The sequence below is a fragment of the Anaerocolumna chitinilytica genome (genome assembly GCF_014218355.1).
Lineage (GTDB): Bacteria > Bacillota > Clostridia > Lachnospirales > Lachnospiraceae > Anaerocolumna > Anaerocolumna chitinilytica.
This window is the reverse complement of record NZ_AP023368.1, coordinates 4532927-4551632: the sequence shown is the minus strand read 5'-3', so window position 1 is coordinate 4551632 and position 18706 is coordinate 4532927. Positions and strand designations below refer to the sequence as shown.

At 39.4% G+C, this 18706-nt stretch carries 16 protein-coding genes; 14 read left to right on the top strand and 2 right to left on the bottom strand.

From position 1 onward, the window contains the following. Positions 1-96: 96 nt before the first annotated feature. From bsdcttw_RS19870 to bsdcttw_RS19855, 4 genes are all read left to right on the top strand, one after another. Positions 97-1212: a M20/M25/M40 family metallo-hydrolase gene (locus bsdcttw_RS19870; protein WP_185256542.1), complete on the top strand. Its 1116-nt coding sequence runs from the start codon at positions 97-99 to the stop codon at positions 1210-1212. Positions 1213-1537: 325 nt separating this feature from the next. Continuing rightward, positions 1538-1876, top strand: a complete 339-nt coding sequence (locus tag bsdcttw_RS19865; RefSeq protein WP_185256541.1) for a PadR family transcriptional regulator — start codon at positions 1538-1540, stop codon at positions 1874-1876. A 20-nt stretch (positions 1877-1896) separates the two neighbouring features. After that, entirely contained in the window at positions 1897-2703 is an 807-nt protein-coding gene (locus bsdcttw_RS19860) for a DUF1048 domain-containing protein (RefSeq protein ID WP_185256540.1), read from the top strand. Between the two features lie 436 nt (positions 2704-3139). Beyond that, entirely contained in the window at positions 3140-4501 is a 1362-nt protein-coding gene (locus bsdcttw_RS19855) for an MATE family efflux transporter (RefSeq protein WP_185256539.1), read from the top strand. A gap of 84 nt (positions 4502-4585) precedes the next feature. On the opposite strand, the gene bsdcttw_RS19850 is transcribed toward bsdcttw_RS19855, so the two are convergent. Next, positions 4586-4948, bottom strand: coding sequence for a hypothetical protein (locus bsdcttw_RS19850; protein ID WP_185256538.1), 363 nt, complete (start codon positions 4946-4948; stop codon positions 4586-4588). A 450-nt stretch (positions 4949-5398) separates the two neighbouring features. Here bsdcttw_RS19850 and licT point away from each other — a divergent pair, with 450 nt between their 5' ends. The 8 genes from licT (at position 5399) to acnA (ending at position 15660) form a co-directional block, all read left to right on the top strand. Then, positions 5399-6244, top strand: coding sequence for a BglG family transcription antiterminator LicT (licT, locus tag bsdcttw_RS19845; protein WP_185256537.1), 846 nt, complete (start codon positions 5399-5401; stop codon positions 6242-6244). Positions 6245-6315: 71 nt separating this feature from the next. After that, entirely contained in the window at positions 6316-6810 is a 495-nt protein-coding gene (locus tag bsdcttw_RS19840) for a PTS sugar transporter subunit IIA (RefSeq protein ID WP_185256536.1), read from the top strand. A gap of 112 nt (positions 6811-6922) precedes the next feature. Further along, positions 6923-8350: an N-acetylglucosamine-specific PTS transporter subunit IIBC gene (gene nagE / locus bsdcttw_RS19835; RefSeq protein WP_185256535.1), complete on the top strand. Its 1428-nt coding sequence runs from the start codon at positions 6923-6925 to the stop codon at positions 8348-8350. Positions 8351-9122: 772 nt separating this feature from the next. Continuing rightward, positions 9123-10202: a [FeFe] hydrogenase H-cluster radical SAM maturase HydE gene (gene hydE / locus bsdcttw_RS19830; RefSeq protein ID WP_185256534.1), complete on the top strand. Its 1080-nt coding sequence runs from the start codon at positions 9123-9125 to the stop codon at positions 10200-10202. After that, entirely contained in the window at positions 10190-11608 is a 1419-nt protein-coding gene (gene hydG / locus bsdcttw_RS19825; protein WP_185256533.1) for a [FeFe] hydrogenase H-cluster radical SAM maturase HydG, read from the top strand. The genes hydE and hydG overlap by 13 nt, the downstream gene beginning before the upstream one ends. A 445-nt stretch (positions 11609-12053) precedes the next feature. Next, entirely contained in the window at positions 12054-12335 is a 282-nt protein-coding gene (locus bsdcttw_RS19820) for a DUF2325 domain-containing protein (RefSeq protein ID WP_185256532.1), read from the top strand. Between the two features lie 20 nt (positions 12336-12355). Beyond that, on the top strand, positions 12356-12787 hold the full coding sequence (locus bsdcttw_RS19815; protein ID WP_185256531.1) for a flavodoxin: 432 nt from the start codon (positions 12356-12358) through the stop codon (positions 12785-12787). 140 nt (positions 12788-12927) lie between these two features. Then, entirely contained in the window at positions 12928-15660 is a 2733-nt protein-coding gene (gene acnA, locus bsdcttw_RS19810; protein ID WP_185256530.1) for an aconitate hydratase AcnA, read from the top strand. Between the two features lie 49 nt (positions 15661-15709). On the opposite strand, the gene bsdcttw_RS19805 is transcribed toward acnA, so the two are convergent. Next, positions 15710-16570 carry an AraC family transcriptional regulator gene (locus bsdcttw_RS19805; RefSeq protein WP_185256529.1) on the bottom strand — a complete coding sequence of 287 codons (861 nt, stop codon included), beginning with the start codon at positions 16568-16570 and terminating at the stop codon, positions 15710-15712. 363 nt (positions 16571-16933) lie between these two features. On the opposite strand from bsdcttw_RS19805, the gene kduI reads away from it, so the two are divergent. Together kduI and bsdcttw_RS19795 are read left to right on the top strand one after the other, a co-directional pair. Continuing rightward, entirely contained in the window at positions 16934-17761 is an 828-nt protein-coding gene (kduI, locus tag bsdcttw_RS19800; RefSeq protein ID WP_185256528.1) for a 5-dehydro-4-deoxy-D-glucuronate isomerase, read from the top strand. A gap of 53 nt (positions 17762-17814) precedes the next feature. Continuing rightward, complete coding sequence (locus tag bsdcttw_RS19795; protein WP_185256527.1) at positions 17815-18603, top strand: gluconate 5-dehydrogenase; 789 nt, start codon at positions 17815-17817, stop codon at positions 18601-18603. The last annotated feature ends 103 nt before the right edge of the window (positions 18604-18706 follow it).

Sequence of the window (18706 nt, the reverse complement as noted above, 5' to 3'; positions counted from 1 at the left end):
AATAAAATTAATTCATAGGATTAACATTCTAAAAAGAATGTCTTGTATTAATTAAGAAACAGCCGGTTTGCCACGATAGATGGGAGAATGAGGAAAATGGCTGATAGAGAGCGCATTATAAAAGAATTTACAGAGCTGGTAGCAATAGATTCCCCTTCCTTTGGGGAAAGAGAAATGGCAGATGTGTTGACAAAGAAGCTTATTAATATGGGCTTTGAGGTAAAAGAAGATGGTGCAGGAGAAATTTATGGGGGAAATGCAGGGAATCTCTATGCATTTCTTCCCGGCGAATTGGAAGGACCGCCTATTCTTTTTTCTTCCCATATGGATACGGTAGAACCCTCCGGGAATAAACACGCAATTGTCCATGAAGATGGAACCATAACCAGTGATGGTACGACGGTATTGGGAGCGGATGATTTGTCCGGAGTAACGGCTATTTTGGAGGCAGTTCGCTGTATACAGGAGAAAAAGCTGCCTCATAGAAGTATTGAAATACTCTTTGCCATGGCAGAAGAAGTATATATCAGAGGAAGCGAAGTATTCGATTACTCCCAGGTGAAGGCAGAAGAAGCCTATGTATTAGACTTAAGCGGTGAGATTGGGACGGCTGCTTTAAAAGCTCCCACTTTGGTATCCTTTGAAGCAGTATTTACCGGAAAGGCAGCTCACGCAGGATTTGCTCCGGAAGAGGGTATTCATGCCATTGGAACTGCTGCAAGAGCCATAACCGCCATTCAAATGGGTCGTATTGATAAAGAAACTACTGTAAATGTAGGTCTTATAGATGGCGGTCTGGCAAGAAACATAGTACCGGAAAAATGCGTGCTAAAAGGAGAAGTAAGAAGTATCAGCCATGAGAAATCCCTGGCAGAGACTGAAAAGATAAAGAAAGCATTTGAGAAGGCAGCAGCAGAAGCAGGCGCTGAACTTGATTTTACAACTTCTTTTGGATGTTTAGCGTACGAGATAGCAGAAGATGCTCCGGTAGTTCAGCGCTTTAAAAGAGCCTGCCGTGAGCTATCCATACCCACTCATTATGTAGAGACCTTTGGCGGCAGTGATAACAATAACTTTGTGCGAAATGGTATATCCGGGATTGTTATGGCATGTGGTATGCATGAGGTACATTCCACGAAAGAACATACTCATATCGATGATCTGGAGAAATGCTCAGAAATCGTATATAAACTCCTGACAATGGAAGCTTAATGAAGTAAGAATGGTATTTAGCTATGAAAATTAAAATTAATTTATAGTTACATTTAAGCACGTCAAGGTGCACATCGGCTAAAAACAATAAATATATCGATAAAGCAGAAGAGAATTAGTACTTCTGCTTTTTTTGATGCCAATAAAATAATCCGCAAAGCTACTTGACATTGCATAGTAGGCATTTTATACTGAAAAGAGTGACTATTATGTATAACAATGTAGCATGGAAAAAGGTTGAGCTATCCGTAGTAGTGGTACCGAAGCAGAGGAATTGCATTTATCCTGGGGTACAAAGAATTTCTCAATGGTTGAAAGGAAAAAAATGGACGAAGCACAGTTACGAAAAGGTATATTGGAAGGATGTATACTCTCTGTTATTGCAAGAGGTGAAACTTATGGTTACGATATTCTATCAGTTCTGGAAAGCCAGGGTTTTACGGAAATCCTAGAGGGAACCCTATATCCGGTGCTGGTCCGTCTTGAAAAAAAGAAAGATATACAGTGCAGAATCGGTGAGTCTCCCCATGGACCTAAGAGAAAGTACTATTCCATAACACAGACAGGGAAAGAGCATCTAAAGCAATTTGTTGACTCCTATGAGAATCTAGTAAGGATAACGAACGCAATTCTATATAAAAAAGACACGGATACAGACCGGTGAGTAAGAAGGGGAAGGAAGAGATGGAGCAATACTACCAAACAAAAGAATATAAAACAGCAAAAGGACAGTTAAGAGATGAATATGCCGTAGCATATCAAAAGGCTGCAACCTATATCCATACAAAGAACATATACGGAATCGAAAGTGAGGAAGGGTGTCTGCAGCAGATAATGGATGATTTTCTAACAGCCCAGGCGGAAGGGAAACCTCTTTCTAAAATAACCGGTCCAAATTTAAGAAGCTTCTGTGATAAGATGTTAAAAGCCGAATCAAAGCGTTCCTCCCAGGGAATAGCTTACCTCATCTATCTCTTATCCTTTAGTATGCTTGTTATTGCAATATTTTGCGGCTGGAAAGCCTATGTGATATCGGAAGAAAGACTGTCCTGGGATATATTTAATCACATCAGAGCTGAAGGTGATATCATTACCTTTCTTGTGATAATTCTATTGGGTTATGTTCTAAAAAGACTGTTATCCATTTTCTTTTTTCATCATGCCCCATTATTAAAAACAGCTAATTATATAATCTATTTCTTGACAATATTGTCCGCAATTAAAGTACTGGAAGAAGATATCTCCATTATAAAAATAGCATTGCCCATTCCTGCTCCCTTATATTTTATATTAACTACCGTCTCCCTAATAGCAATAATACTATCCTCCGTTCACTTATACAAATACAAATCAAAATGGAAGAAGATGACGTCTGAAGAACCAGAGGATGAAATTGAAAAGCGTAACTGCCCTGCCTGTAACAGACCCCATGACTGGGATTACCCCGTATGTCCCTACTGCAAACACAGATATAAAGAAGCCTCTGAATAAACTAATCAGTAAAATGTAATTAACACATCTATCTTTAAATATGTTATTAAACAAGTAAATAGAGATAAAACTAACTAATTTATCTCTATACACAGATGACCAGGCGTTTGGCTTACCCCTCTGGCATTGAGAGGTTCTTTATGACACTTAAGCTGCAGAAAACATAACTAGGAAAAACAATGCCATTGTTTGAGCGCAGCGAGTTTGGCATTGTTTTGACTGTCAGTTATGTTTTTTACAGCTTTTAGTGGAATAAAGGTTCTCGAACAGCCAGAGGGGTAAGCCCAAGCACCCGGTCATCGTACACCCCCATAAACTAACTATTTCCAACATTTCCAGACACCCAATACCCATTTACATCTTGACTTTTATGCCAAAAAATGTTACGTTGTCCATTGACTGGCAGAGACCGATTATATATAGTTAGGAGACAGAAATGAACGCTATACAGAACAAACAAGAAAAAAAGGCCTTTTATATGCTGGTGTTTTCATTGGTTTTTCCCATGGCACTGCAGAACCTTATTAATGTAGGTGTAACCTCTACCGATGTAATCCTGCTTGGAAAAGTTGGAGAGACCTCCCTGTCTGCTGCATCACTTGCAGGGCAGGTACAGTTTATCATGACTCTTATCTTTTTTGGTCTTACTTCCGGAGCGGCTGTTCTAACCGCACAGTACTGGGGGAAGAAAGATACTCTGACCATTGAAAAGATAATGGCGATAACTATGCGTTTTGCATTAGTTGTAGGAGTTTTATTCACGCTGGCGGTGCTTTTGTTTCCCAGTCAGATTATGCGTATATTTTCCTCTGAACAAAATGTAATAGACCAGGGAGTAAAATATCTTAAAATAATAGCATTTTCCTACATCATGGTATCCTTTACCATGATATACCTCAATATTATGAGGAGTGTGGAAAGGGTAATCGTATCCACTGTGGTGTATCTGATATCCTTCCTAATTAACCTTGTCTTAAATGTAATTTTTATCTTTGGACTTTTCGGGCTGGAACCTATGGGTATCAGAGGTGCAGCACTTGGTACTTTAATTGCCAGAGCATGTGAAGTTATAATGGTTGCATTCTATGCTATAAAGGTGAATAAGACCATTTGTTTTCATCCTAAAATGTTGTTTATAAGGGATAAGTTACTTAGCAGGGATTTCCTGCATTATTCAATCCCGGTAATGTTAAATGAGCTGTTATGGGGTGCCGGTGTAGCAGCCAATGCGGCTATTATCGGACATTTAGGACAATCTGTAGTTGCAGCTAATTCCGTGACTCAGGTAGTCCGGCAGTTTGCTATGGTTATTACTTTTGGTGTATCCAACGCTACGGCTATTATTCTTGGAAAGGCAATCGGAGAAGGAAAAGAAGAAGAGGCGAAAATATATTCCAAAAGATTTATACGGATCACGATTGTATTGGGAGTGATTGGAAGTGTTATAGTATTACTGGTTGGAAATGTAGTGGGCTATTATATGAATCTTAGTGACGAAGCCCATTCCTATCTGAAATTTATGATGTTTGTTATGTCTTACTTTGTAATTGCCCAGGCATTTAATACCACTATGATAGTTGGAGTGTTTCGAGCAGGCGGAGATACCAGATTCGGATTAATACTCGATGCTTCCACACTTTGGGGAGTAGCAATCCTTTTTGGAGCTTTGGCAGCCTTTGTATTCAAGTTGCCGATTCCGGTGGTATACGTTATTATCATGAGTGATGAACTTATAAAGATACCATTGTCTTACTGGCGGTACCGTTCAATGAAGTGGGTAAAGAATGTAACCAGGTAAACAGGATAAAAGAAGTGAAGGTGCAGGTTACTCCTGCACCTTTTTTTGAAGAAATGAACAGACGGAAAGCGTTAAGTCTCCCAATTAGAAACATTGAAATGTGATAATATTGTTAAGAGAAATCCTTTGATAAATCCATCCAAAGCCTCTCCAGCGAAAGCCAATGGCTGTCTGACGGCCTATATAGGTCGGAAAATACCAATAACCGGTTCCGTTTGCCAGCCAGACATAGGTGTTTCTATTAAGACAACCGCGCATACCCATCGCGCCGTTCTGAAAGGCCGGCATGGGTGGGATAAAGGGAGGCGGTGTAATCAAGGGTACAGGGGGAGGTGGTTGGTAACCCTGACCATTGGTACGCTGCATGGCTGTAAGTTTTTTCTGGCAGTAAGGTTTTTGCATACTGCATTTATCAAAAAGGCTGTTTTTGTTCTGCTCCAGCTGCAAGTGTATTCCCCTTTCTGATTTATAATATAATTTATGCTATCCTAACTATTTGGTGTTAGGTTTTCCTATTAAATAGCTAAAAATATAGAAGATTGCCAGAATTTACATAGACTAGTCATCTAAAAACCTGCAAATTGTTAGACAGCAGAAGTAAGTTTTTTTGGAGATAATGAATGAATCTGGTACAATATTACAAGGGATATTAGCAATTATTTGTACACTATAGAATATTAATTAACTGATGTAGCCATTGGATTAGTAAAATTATATATTTCTTTTAAAAACATATTGACATATTTGAGCTTTCTTGATAAACTACAAACATCAAGCGAATATTTAATGGATTGTTACTGGGACGCAGGCAAGACCAAATTTTGTGGAATACTATATTTCATAAGGTTTGGTCTTTTTTTATTCAGTTTGTTAAAGTTTATTTTCGGGGTGATGAAGGTGCAAGTAGAGAGAGTTATTAATAACAACGTGGTCAGTGCATTTGACCCCAAGGGCAAAGAAGTCCTGGTCATGGGAAAAGGGATTGGGTTTCAGGCGAAAAAAGGCAAGGAAATTGACAAAAACCTGGTTGAAAAGGTATTTTACCTTGAAACACAGACAGAAGTTGATAAATTCAAAGAACTGCTTGCGAATCTTCCTCTGGAGCATATACAGGTATCCAATGAAATTATTATGTATGCTGACAAAACTCTAAATCGTAAGCTAAATCCGAATATTTATATAACTCTTACGGACCATATCAATTTTGCGATTGAAAGATTCAGGCAGGGGATGTTGTTTGATAATCCGCTGTTATGGGATGTTCAAAGACTGTACCGCAGAGAATACCTTATCGGAGAGTACGCGGTGGCATTAATCGGTAAGCAGTTAGGGATTAAGCTGCCGGTAGACGAAGCGGCATCCATTGCTCTTCACATTGTGAATGCTGAGTTCAGCAATGTTATGTCTGAAACGATGAGTATTACAAAAATTATCCCTCAATTGGTGGAGATAGTAAGGAAAGAATTTCAGATTGTAGTTGATGAGCAGTCGATAGGGTATGAACGGTTTGTTACAAATCTGAAGACATTGATGCAGAGGATAGTAAACAAGGAACAGTTGGACCGTATAGATCAGGAATTCAATGATATGGTGCAAAAGCTGTATCCGAGAGAATACCAATGCAGCGAGAAGATTGCTAAGTTTCTGGAGGGTTATTATCCGGATGTTGTCCTGGCTGAGGAGGTGGCTATGCTGTCAACACATATAAGACGGTTAATATTAGGAAGTCAAAGCAATGAATAAGGGTAATCCTAAGAGGACGATGGCTTGAGGAATAACGAGTAACACAGTGTACTGGCTGTATGGAGGTTAATATGTTAGGTAATTTAATGGAAAAGTTAGGTTTTCAAAATAAAGATATAGTAATTGGTTCCCCGATTGAAGGAGAGGTTTGCTCCTTAAATGAGGTAAATGATCCAGTATTCAGCGATAAAATACTGGGAGATGGGGTTGCGATAAAGCCTGCAGCAGGAAGAGTAGTTGCACCGGTGGATGGAACTGTTGGGGTACTTTTTGAAACAAAGCATGCAATTAGTCTTACCTCCGATCAAGGAGCAGAAATTCTGATCCATGTCGGCTTGGATACAGTGAATTTAAAAGGCCAGTTCTATCAATCCTTTGTTGCAGCCGGAGATAAGATAAAGGCCGGTCAGCTGCTGTTAGAATTCGATATCAATCAGATAAAGGCAGCAGGTTATGATGTGATTACTCCGGTGCTTATCTGTAACAGGACGGATTATTCTGCGATAATTCCCGTTACCGGTAAGAAAGTAGAGGAATTGGAAAAAATTCTGACAGTCAGAAAATAAGGATAATCTGTTTGTGAAACGGAAGCAGTTATGCGAAGAGGAGATGTCAGACATAGAATCAGGCTTTTTTATATTAATTATAAAAAGTAAAAATTGAAGGAGGAGTTTTTTTATGATGAAGTTTTTTCAAAGACTTGGTAAGTCATTAATGCTTCCAGTAGCATGTTTACCGGTAGCTGGTATTCTGCTAGGAATCGGTTATATGATTGACCACAATGGTTGGGGTGCTAATAACATTATAGCAGCGTTTTTAATTAAGGGAGGCGGTGCAATCCTGGATCACCTTGCACTGTTATTTGCAATTGGTGTTTCAATTGGTATGTCCGATGATAATGATGGAACAGCAGCTCTTTCCGGTCTTGTTTCCTGGTTACTCTTTACAACACTTTTATCCAGTGCCGCAGTTGCTATGTATACCGGAGCCGATGCGAATGCTGCATTCGGAAGTATTGAAAATGTTTTAGTCGGTATACTTGCCGGTCTTATCGGTGCTTACAGTTATAACAAGTTTAAGAACACAAAACTGCCGGAATATCTTGCATTCTTTAGCGGCAAGAGATGTGTGGCAATTATAAGTGCAGGTATTACAATCGTAGCCAGTATCGCATTATTCTTTATTTGGCCATTCTTATATGGTGCTCTTGTTGCCTTTGGTAAAGCTATCGTTGGTACCGGAGCAGTAGGTGCAGGTTTATATGGTTTCTTTAACAGATTATTAATCCCTACAGGTCTACATCATGCATTAAACAATGTATTCTGGTTTAACCTTGCTAATATTAACGATTTAGCTAATTTCTGGAGCGGTAAGGGAACATACGGAACTACCGGTATGTATATGGCAGGATTCTTCCCTGTAATGATGTTTGGTTTACCAGGTGCTGCCCTTGCTATGTATCATACAGCAAAGACAACGAAGAAAAAGATAGCAGCTTCTTTACTTGGTGCAGCAGCTCTTTGTGCCTTCTTAACCGGTGTTACAGAACCCCTTGAATTCTCATTCATGTTCTTAGCTCCTGGCTTATACTTAGTTCATGCAGTTTTAACAGGTATTTCCTGTGCAATAGTAGCATTATTACCTTTAAGAATAGGATTTAACTTTAGTGCGGGTCTATTTGACTACATACTAAGCTTCAATGCACCTATGGCTCAGAATCCCTGGTTGTTAATTCCTATTGGTCTTGCCTTCTTCGTGATTTATTATGTATTATTCCGTTTCATCATCACAAAGTTTAACTTAAAAACACCTGGCAGGGAAGATGATGATACTGAAGCAGAAATGAAAGTTTCTTTAGCCAACAATAATTTTACAGAAGTAGCTGCTATTATTCTGGAAGGCCTTGGCGGAAAGAAGAATATTACGAATATCGATAATTGTATTACAAGACTTCGTGTAGAAATCAAAGATTATACAGCTGTTGATGAAAAGAAAATCAAATCCGCAGGAATTGCAGGAGTAATAAGACCCAGCAAGACCAGCGTACAGGTTATCGTTGGAACACAAGTACAATTCGTGGCTGACGAAATCAAAAAAATGGTTTAATAAATTGAGTGGGGAGTTATAAAATAAAAGTATGCTGCAGTACAGAGTGAAGTACTGCAGCATACTTTTTTATTTATAACTCTATATCAAGAGGGCTCAATATTAAGTGGTAGAACATGCTTTCACATACCCTAACATATAGGAAAGAACCTTATAATGATAAAAGGTAAAAGAGGAAAGAAAATACAACAGCCAGATGAGGAGGGGGAGTGTCTTGGTGCTTTGTCTTGAGAGGTTCCTTATGACACTTAAGCCGCAGGAAACGTAGCTAAGAACACCAGTGCCACTGTTTGAGCACTGAAAGCTTACACAGCCAAAGATGTACAGCGAGTTTGGCACTAGTGTGACTGTCAGCTACGTTTTTTGCGGTTTTAGTGGAATAAGGGTTCACGAATAACAAAGCACCAAGACACTCCCCCTCCTCATCGTCCGTTCCCACAAATTTCATTCTAGTATAATCCACTTTATTGATAAAAATTGTTTACTATTTAACAAAGTGGTAGTATAATAAAGAAAGATACAAAAAGATAAGTATGTACTGATTAAAAGGGTCCGCCCCGATTGAGAAGGCAGAAGCATCATGATAGTCTCTAGAACCGGCATTTTCGGCAATACTGTCGTTATATGCGGTGATAGCTGCAAATTATGAATCCTTATGCCAGGGGATACCTTAGGATCCTTTGACATAAGGATTTTTTATTAGAGTATTTGAATCCCCTAGAAAATGATTTTTAAATATAATAAGTGCACCTCGATGCGCTGGAGGATTAAGATGAAGGAATTAATTGATAGCTTAAAAAGGAATAGGAACTTATCACCGGAGGAATTTGCAATACTAATAAAGGAAATGACAGAGGAAGATGCTCTTTATCTGAAAGAACAAGCCTTTGAGGTAAAACAGCAGTTTTATGGTAATAAGGTATTTACAAGAGGATTGATTGAGTTTACAAATTACTGTAAGAATGACTGTTATTATTGCGGAATCAGAAAAAGTAATCTAAATGCAGAAAGATACCGCCTGTCCTTAGAAGATATTATGTCTTGTTGTGAGGAAGGATACCGTTTAGGTTTTCGCACCTATGTATTGCAAGGAGGCGAAGACTTACGCTTCTCCGATGATGACATCGTAAAAATCTGTCAGAGTATAAAGGAAAAGTTTCCGGACTGTGCCATTACTCTTTCTATCGGAGAGAAAAGTTATGAGTCCTATAAGCGTTTCAAAGAAGCAGGAGCTGACAGGTATCTTCTGAGGCATGAAACAGCGGATGAGGAACATTATAAAAGCCTTCATCCCGAAAGCTTAAGCCTTAGTGCGAGAAAGCAGTGTCTCTATAATCTAAAGGAATTAGGTTATCAGGTAGGGACGGGTTTCATGGTAGGCTCTCCTTTTCAGACAGCGGAGTGTATTGCAAAGGATTTGGCATTTATTAAAGAATTAGAACCCGCTATGGTGGGAATCGGTCCGTTCCTTCCTCATCATGATACTCCTTTTAAAGACTATTCAAAGGGTTCTTACGAACTAACCCTAAAACTGATAGCAATCATCAGACTTATGATACCCAATGGATTGATTCCGGCAACGACAGCTCTTGGTACTATTCATCCAAAGGGCAGAGAAGAAGGCATATCCTGGGGGGCTAATGTAGTAATGCCCAATTTATCACCGGTTAGGGTAAGAAAGCAGTATGAGCTCTATGATAATAAAATATGTACCGGAGATGAAGCAGCCGAATGCAGGGCCTGTCTCCAGCGAAGGATGTTAAGTGTTGGTCATGAGATAGTAACCGCCAGAGGAGATTTTATCCCCTATATTTTTGAAGCAGAAGGGAAGGATAACGTATGTACGATGTAAAATCCAAAAAAGCAGAAGAATTTATTGATGATGGAGAAATTAATGATACCCTGGAGTATGCCAAGGCAAATAAAAGCAATAAGGAATTAATTAACAGCATTATTGAAAAAGCAAAGGATATGAAGGGCATCAGCCATAGAGAGGCAGCGGTTCTTTTAGAATGTGATTTACAGGAAGAAAATGAAAGAATGTATCAGCTTGCCAAAGAAATCAAAGATAAATTCTATGGTAACCGCATTGTTATGTTCGCACCTCTCTATCTGTCAAATTATTGTGTAAATGGCTGTGTGTACTGTCCTTACCATCATCAGAACAAGCATATTGCAAGAAAGAAGCTGACCCAGGAAGAGATTAAGCGGGAAGTTATTGCCTTACAGGATATGGGACATAAGCGTCTGGCCCTAGAAGCCGGTGAAGACCCGGTTAATAATCCAATTGAATATATTCTGGAATGTATCAATACGATTTATTCTATTAAGCATAAGAATGGAGCAATTCGCAGGGTAAATGTCAATATTGCAGCCACTACTCATGAAAATTATCGGAAGTTAAAGGAAGCCGGAATCGGAACCTATATTCTTTTCCAGGAGACCTATAATAAGGAAAGTTACGAAAAACTTCATCCTACCGGACCGAAGCATAATTATGCTTATCATACAGAAGCCATGGATAGGGCTATGGAAGCAGGCATTGATGATGTTGGACTGGGAGTATTATTCGGTCTCAATCTTTACCGTTATGATTTTGTAGGAATGCTGATGCATGCAGAACACCTGGAAGCAGCTCTTGGAGTAGGACCTCATACTATCAGTGTTCCAAGAATCCGCCCGGCAGAGGACATTAATCCGGGAGATTTTGATAATTCCATCTCAGATGAAATGTTTGAAAAAATTGTTGCAATTCTTCGTATTGCTGTACCATATACCGGAATGATTGTATCCACCAGAGAATCCAAAAAGACCAGGGAGAAAGTTCTGCAGCTTGGAATCAGCCAGTTAAGCGGAGGTTCCAGGACCAGCGTAGGCGGCTATGCGGAGGAAGAAGAGGAAGACGACAACTCCAAGCAATTCGATGTTGAAGATAAGAGAACTCTGGATCAGGTTGTTAACTGGCTGTTGGATATGGGCTTTATCCCAAGCTTTTGTACCGCCTGCTACAGGGAAGGCAGAACCGGTGACCGTTTTATGAAGCTTGTGAAGTCCGGACAGATAGCAAATTGCTGTCAGCCAAATGCCCTGATGACTTTAAAGGAGTATTTGGAAGACTATGCATCAGAGGATACCAAGCATAAAGGTGAAGCCTTGATTGAAAAAGAAATCGAGAGAGTGACCAATGAAAAGGTGAAGACCATAGCAAAGGATTATTTGGTTCAGGTACATGAAGGTAAAAGAGATTTCAGGTTCTAAAAAAGTATTGTATACACTGTGTACGCACAGTCAGATATAGATTAATAAACTATTATATATAAAAATGGCCTCAAGGTTTAAATGCTGTTTATTTAGCATTTAAACCTTGAGGTTTCTTTTTACGTTATCATTATTATGTTTAATTAACAAAGAAAGGGCTGTTTGAAATACTTCTTATTTGACTTCCAGTTTTCATAATAAGGGTTCTGCCAGTTGTTACCGTCAAAATCGGTGTATTTCAGAACAATTGCTTATATAGTGAAGTGTTCTTTAAATATTCTTTTAGGATGTTAAGAAAAATTATCAAAATAAAAAATAATACTTGCCTAATAGGTATAAAGTATGGTAATCTTTTTACATACAAAACGATAATGAATATCAGTCGCAAAATAAGAACATAATGAATACATATTCTATCATAAAAGATTATAAGAGAGGTGACCATATGAGCGTAGTTATAGTAGGTGGCCATGACAGAATGGTCTGTACCTATAAAGAGATATGCAAGCAGCATCATTGTAAGGCAAAGGTTTTTACACAGATGCCTGCTAATTTTAGAACTCAGGTTGGAAGTCCTGATTTGTTGATACTTTTCACCAATACTGTGTCCCATAAGATGGTGGTATCAGCTTTAAAGGCAGTGGATGAGGACTCTACAATCGTGGAGAGATGCCATAGCAGCAGTGCTTGTGCTTTAAAGGACATTTTAGGTGAACATTGCAAATAATACTTTAAGGGGGATTGTTTATGAGCAAAATCAATGTTGTGTACTGGAGTGGTACAGGTAATACGAAAGCAATGGCTGAAAAGCTGGGAGAAGGTATTGAAGCTGGCGGGAAAGAAGCAAATGTATCAGAGGTGTACAGTGTAAAAGCTGAAAGTCTAAAAGAGGATGCGGTTCTTGCACTTGGCTGCCCTTCCATGGGAGCTGAAGTTTTGGAGGAAGAGGCAATGGAGCCTTTTGTGGCAGAACTTGAACAATATGTTCAGGGCAAGAAGATAGCATTGTTTGGTTCCTATGGTTGGGGCAATTGTGAATGGATGCGTGACTGGGAACAGAGGCTGAAAGATTCCGGGGCTGAAATAGTAGGCGGCGAAGGCGTTACCTGCTTAAATGAAGCAGATGAGGATACCTTAGATGTCTTGTTTGAATTAGGAAAGAAACTGGCTAAGGCATAAGCTACAAAGACCTATCAGTATAGCACTTGCTAATATTGAAGGTCTTTTTTTATTTTACACTTCATACATATTTTCTTGTAGAATGGGAAATATCGTGTTAACATAATGAAAAATGAAGCATATGCGTGAAAGGAGACACTATGAGGAAAAATATAAAAGAAAGAGCATTGAGATACTTTACTCATGGGGGAAAATCCTATGCTTATTATAGCATCAACTCGCTAAAAGAAGAAGGTTACTCTATAGAAAAGTTGCCCATTACAATCCGGATTTTATTAGAAGGAGCTATCAGACAGTTTGATGGCAGCAGAATTACAGAAGAACATATTTACCGGCTTGCAGGCTGGAAAAAAGAAAATATAGAAAAAAATGAAGTCCCCTTTATGCCTTCCAGAGTACTGCTTCAGGATTTTACGGGAGTACCGGTACTGGTGGATTTGGCTTCTATGGGCCTTGCAATAAAGAATATAGTAAAAGAGGCACCTAAGGGAGATAAAAATAGCATTAATATAGAGCCTGAAATACCGGTAGAGCTGGTAATAGATCATTCTGTACAGGTGGATTCATATGGACAGGAAACTTCTCTTGCTGAGAATGTGAAGTTAGAGTTTGAACGGAACCAGGAACGATATGAGTTCTTGAAGTGGGCCAAGAGTTCCTTTAAGAAGCTTCGTGTAGTGCCGCCTGGAATGGGAATTATACATCAGGTCAATCTTGAGTACCTGGCACGGGTGGTAACAATGAAAGAAGAAAAGGGAGAGGTATTTTTGTTTCCCGATACCTTGGTGGGAACAGATTCCCATACCACGATGATTAATGGCCTTGGTGTCTTGGGCTGGGGTGTCGGAGGAATTGAAGCAGAAGCAATTATGCTTGGAGAGCCTTCCTTTATGATGCTGCCTAAAGTAGTTGGGGTGAAACTCGTAGGAAAATTACAGGAAGGAGCTACTGCAACTGACCTTGCGCTGACAGTTACCGCATTATTAAGAAAGGTTGGTGTAGTAGGGCAGTTTGTAGAATTCTATGGTGAAGGACTTAAGCACCTGACTCTTTCGGATCGTGCTACAATTGCTAATATGGCACCGGAATATGGAGCCACCTGCGGATATTTCCCTTTTGATGAAGAAAGTTACCGCTATCTTTTATTAACCGGAAGGCCGACGGAAGAAGCAGACCGGATAAAGGCTTACTTAAGTCAAAACGGATTTGTAAGGGATGATAATCAGGAAATTGAATATACAAAGGAAATTGAAATTGACTTAAGTTCTGTAACAGCTTCTCTGGCAGGACCGAAACGTCCGCAGGATATTGTGCCATTACAGCAGGTAAAAAACTATTTTAAAGAATGTATAACGAACAATTCGGGAAACTTGGGCTACGGACTTACGGAGAAGGAAATTGAAAAGAAAGCAAAGCTCACTATCAATGGAAAAGCAGCTGCTATCGGCACAGCGGATATCGTTTTGGCTGCAATTACTTCTTGTACGAATACTTCGAATCCCAATGTAATGCTTGGCGCCGGATTAATGGCAAAAAAAGCAGTCGGGCTGGGACTTCAGGTTCCGCCATATGTCAAGACTTCTCTGACACCGGGATCACAGGTTGTTAGTGATTATCTGACTAGAGCAGGGCTTACACCATATTTAGAACAGCTTGGATTTCATGTTGTAGGTTATGGCTGCGCTACCTGCATTGGAAACTCAGGTAAATTACTGCCAGAGATAGAGGAAGTAATCACAAAAGAGAATCTGCTTACCGTGTCGGTTCTCTCCGGTAACAGGAATTTTGAAGGAAGAATTCATCCTTTGATAAAAGCAAACTTTTTGGCATCTCCCATACTGGTAATAGCCTATGCCCTTGCAGGAACTATATTAATTGATTTTTCGAAAGAGCCTGTAGGCATAAACACAGAAGGCCGTAAGATATTCTTAGCAGATATATGGCCAACCTCAGAAGAAATTGAAGCAGTAAAAGCTTCTGCAATAAAAGAAGAGATGTTTCAGGATAGATATGAGAAAGTATGGCAGGGAGATAAAAATTGGCAGGCATTAAAGAGCGAAGGGACAGACACTTTTTCTTTTATAGAAGAATCGACTTATATTCGTAATCCGCCTTATTTTGAATCACTGGCTCATACCAGAAATACAGAGAAGGAGTTAAAGGACCTTCGTGTTCTGGCTAAGTTTAAAGATTCTGTTACAACAGATCATATATCCCCGGCGGGTAACATTGGGAAAGATACGCCGGCAGGCAGATATCTGCAGGAAAAAGGGATTGCAATAAAAGATTTTAATACCTATGGTTCCAGAAGAGGAAATCATGAAGTAATGATGCGGGGAACCTTTGCGAATATACGTATTAAAAACCAATTGGCAGAAGGTGTAGAAGGCGGTTTTACAAAATATTATAAAACAGGTGAGATTCTGTCTATCTACGAAGCTGCGTTGTTATACAAACAGGAGAAGAGAGGATTACTAGTTATAGCCGGCAAGGATTATGGAATGGGCTCTTCCAGGGACTGGGCAGCCAAAGGAACTGCTCTTTTGGGTGTTAAAGCAGTTCTTGCTGAGAGCTTTGAGAGGATACATCGCTCCAATCTGGTTATGATGGGAGTGCTTCCCTATGAATTCATAGAAGGTGAATCAGCAGATAGTCTTGGTCTTACCGGAGAGGAAGTTTATTCCTTCCAAGTAGAGGAAGATAAGAATATCCCGCTTTTTGCCACTGCCTTAAAGGAGGATGGCAATAGTATTACTTTTCAAGTGAATCTTCGAATAGACTCCCCTGTAGAGTGGGAATATTACCGTAATGGCGGTATACTGCCAATGATTGCAAGGCAAAGATTATCCCATCATCCTGAGCATAGGGCCTAGTCACTTACAGACTTGTAAATGGCAACAATAAGCCTGAATCAACAGAATATTATTTTGTACTGTACTGGGAATATTTCTTCGGAGATATTCCCACTGCTTTTGTAAAGGATTTTAAGAAATTACTGTAATCATGAAAGCCGCTTTCTTCACAGACTTCATTTACAGTCTTTCCTTCGGATAAAAGTGCTTTGGCAATAGTAATTCTTCTGGCAGTAATGTATTTATTAATAGTAGTGCCGGTTGCTGCTTTAAATATCCGGCAGATATAGGACTCACTTAAGAAGAATTGCCTGGATAAATGCTCAATGGTAATAGGTTCACTGATATTATGATTAATATATACCAGGATTTGATCTACCTGCACATTGTATTTATAGTCCTCATCTCCGACGATTTGGCTGCAATTCGCATAGAAAGCCTTATTCAGGAATAGCAGCAGTTCCATAAATGCGCTTCTTTCCAGAACATCCGTGCCAAAACCTCCAGGACTTGTAATTTTATGAATAAAGTAAAGAAAACGCTGCTGCTGTTCCTTATCAAGAGAGATTCGGTGGGAAAATCCGGTTTCTCTGTAGGAAAAGCAATAGTTCAGATCTGTTGACGGGGTAGATATTTCTTTAACATAATCAGGATGAATGGAGAGAACAATCCTTTCATGAACCATACTGTCTATTTGTGAGAGGTAATGACTTTCATAGTTATTGATGAGAAAGACATCACCCGGCTGTATCTGATAGAAGCGGTCATCAATCAGGAACTGCCTTCCGCCGGAGATCGAGTAATACACTTCATAGCAGTCGTGAATATGCATATTCATGGGCTTTTCTTCCTGGTACAGGTGTGCCACGGCAAAGTATTTTTGGCTTATGCAGGATTCTACTGCTTCTTTGCAGGAGGTGACTTCTTTCATGGATGAACTTTCCTTTCTGGTTAAATAATAGATGTAAGAACAAAAGTGCATATCAGCTCCTTTCAATTATAACAAGGCAGTTCAATATAATCAAGTTTTGAAGCGGGAAATGACAGGAATTCGTATAAATAGTATGATATACTCTTGTTATAAAGCTTGTGTGAAAACTATGTTTCACATGCAAGTTCATGCCTGCACACTTCAATTCACAAACTTCTACTCACAAACTTAGAGTAGCCACAAGGACAGTTTCAATAAGAGCAGTTTGTAAGTAAGTTTGAGAGATTTACAGAAATAACTATTAATACAATATTTGGTAATATAGGTTATGATTTTCATAGAAAAGAAAGCGAGGGTAAATAAATGGAGATTCGAACAGCTTCATCACCAAAGGATGTTAAGTACTACACAACGGAAAGGTTAAGGGAAGAATTTCTCGTAGAGAATCTGTTTAAGGTGGGAGAAATCACAAGTGTATACAGTCATATTGACAGAATCATTATAGGTGCTGCCATGCCCATTACTTCTTTAATGCTTACGCCGGGAGAAGAAATCCGGGCTGAATATTTTTTGCAGCGCCGGGAGATGGGAGTAATCAATGTAGGCGGAGAAGGCACTATCAGAGTGGATGGTACAGAATATACCTTAAAGAGCAGGGATGGAATGTATATCGGAATGGGTGCCAAGGAGGTTATCTTTAGCAGCAAAGAGAAGGATGAGCCTGCTAAGTTCTATTATAACAGTGCTCCCGCACATAAAGCATATCCTACCGTGCATATAAAACCTGAAAATTGTGTACGTGTTGAACTTGGTTCTCTGGAACAGTCGAATCACAGAACGATAACGAAGTATATTCTTCCGGGACAAATTGAAAGCTGCCAGTTAGTGATGGGATTAACCAGCTTAAAGCCCGGCAGTGTATGGAATACTATGCCCTGTCATACCCATGACAGAAGAATGGAGGCCTATCTGTATCTGGACCTTTCAGAAGATTCACTGGTTTTCCACTATATGGGAGAACCGATTGAAACAAGACACATTGTGGTTCGCAATGAACAAGCGGTTATTTCTCCCAGCTGGTCCATACACTCAGGCTGCGGCACCAAAGCCTATTCTTTTATCTGGGGAATGCTTGGAGAAAATCAGGATTTCGATGATATGGACGGTGTGAGCCTTGGTACATTAAGGTAATACCGGATATAAACAGTATATCGAAGTTTATGAACATTGAAGGAGGTTTTGAAATGAATATTCTAGATACTTTTTCATTAAAAGGTAAGGTTGCATTGATAACCGGAGCTTCTTACGGTATTGGTTTTGCTATAGCAAAAAGTTATGCCGATGCGGGAGCAACAATCTGTTTTAATGATATTAAACAGGAATTTGTAGATAAAGGTCTTGCGGCATATGAAGCAGAAGGAATTAAAGCCCATGGCTATGTTTGTGATGTTACCAAAGAGAATGAAGTAAACGAGATGGTGGCACAGATCGAAGCGCAGGTGGGAGTAGTGGATATTTTGGTTAATAATGCCGGAATAATCAAAAGAATACCTATGGTAGAAATGTCTGCAGAAGATTTCCGTGCGGTAATTGATGTAGATTTAAATGCCCCTTTTATTGTTTCAAAGGCAGTGATACCTTCCATGATAAAAAAAGGGCATGGTAAAATTATTAATATCTGTTCAATGATGAGTGAGCTGGGAAGAGAAACTGTCTCTGCTTATGCGGCGGCTAAGGGCGGACTTAAGATGTTAACTAAGAATATTGCTTCTGAATATGGAGAATTCAATATCCAGTGTAATGGCATAGGACCAGGTTATATAGAGACACCCCAGACAGCTCCGTTAAGAGTTAAGGGTAATCCCTTTAATGATTTCATCATTTCTAAGACGCCTGCCGCCAGGTGGGGCAAGACAGAGGATTTAATGGGACCGGCGGTATTTCTTGCTTCCGATGCTTCTGACTTTGTAAATGGACATATATTATATGTAGACGGCGGTATTTTAGCGTACATTGGCAAGCAGCCCGGTTGAGACAGCCGCTTTAAGAATCCATGTGTATAACGGGTACATTTTTTTAAAAATAAAATTATTATAAGTGTATTTATAAAGAAAATCTGGTAGGAATGGTAGGAAG